The organism is Streptomyces niveiscabiei (assembly GCF_001419795.1).
GTDB lineage: Bacteria > Actinomycetota > Actinomycetes > Streptomycetales > Streptomycetaceae > Streptomyces > Streptomyces niveiscabiei.
This window is the reverse complement of sequence record NZ_LIRL01001188.1, coordinates 1-1,022: the sequence shown is the minus strand read 5'-3', so window position 1 is coordinate 1,022 and position 1,022 is coordinate 1. Positions and strand designations below refer to the sequence as shown.

At 69.8% G+C, this 1,022-nt stretch carries 2 protein-coding genes; both read right to left on the bottom strand.

All coding sequences use genetic code 11. From position 1 onward, the window contains the following. Positions 1-359: hypothetical protein (locus AOK24_RS41850; RefSeq protein WP_055725112.1), on the bottom strand; the 359-nt coding region annotated here is incomplete at its 3' end. 107 nt (positions 360-466) lie between these two features. Next, positions 467-853 carry a luciferase domain-containing protein gene (locus AOK24_RS41845; RefSeq protein ID WP_055725111.1) on the bottom strand — a complete coding sequence of 129 codons (387 nt, stop codon included), beginning with the start codon at positions 851-853 and terminating at the stop codon, positions 467-469. Positions 854-1,022 lie beyond the last annotated feature (169 nt).

Sequence of the window (1,022 nt, the reverse complement as noted above, 5' to 3'; positions counted from 1 at the left end):
AGGACGGCCCCGGCACCGGCCCCGACGAGGGCCGTGGACGACGACGACCCGGACCCCGAGGACTCACCGACACCCGTGTCGGCGGCCCCCTTCGGCACGACCGACACCTGCCCCGAGTCCTTGCCCGAGTCCGTGGCCGGCTCCTGGGCCGGCGCCCTGGTCGGGTCCACGACGCTCGGCACCGCGCTCGGCTCACTCGGCACCTTCGTCGAGTCCACGGCGCTCGGCTCAGGGCTCGGCGCCTCGGCGACGGTCGGCACCGGCGACGGAGTGTCGGCGGACGCCACCCCCGCACCGGTCAGTACGACGACACCGGAGAGGACCAAGGCCCCCAGCACACCACGAGCAGTACGACGCATCCGTTCGCTCTCCTTCTTCGGTCCACCCGGGCGGGGTGGAATCGAGCGGAGAGACGAGACAGGGGGAGGGTCAGTTGTAAAGAGAAGGCAAAGTCGCGCGGGCCTCGTCAGACCAGCGGCTCGTCCCTCGGCACCAGCATCACCCGGTGCAGATTGCAGCGCGGGCCCTCCTCCTCAGGTATGGCCGCCTGGTGGGCCTGGAGAGCCATGCTGACGAGACTGATCAGGAGGTCGACGTCCGAGTCGCAGTCCAGGTGGACCGTGACCCAGCGGGAGCCCGGGAGGAGGCGGATGGCCGTGGAGGCGCGCAGGTCGCGGGAGAGCCGGTGAATGGCCTGGCCGGTGAGGTGGAGGTCCACCTCGTGCGCGGAGTGGAAGTGAACGATCTCGCTGTGCGCGGAACGCAGGGCGGGGCCCGTACCGCACGCGGCTGTCACCGTCGTGAGGTCGGGCCAGCTCGCCAGTCGTTCATGGGCGCGCTCGGCCGGTGTCATGACCCCATCGTCGCCGGATAACCGCCCCGCTACCAGAGGTTGAGTGTTCCGTAACCTGCCCGTGAGGTGGAAAAGAGCGGAGGGCCACGGTCCGCTCGCGTTCCGTGGCCCAATACTCCCTCGTCACACACCAGTTATGGGGCGTAGTCCTCAGGTATTACCCGGGTAC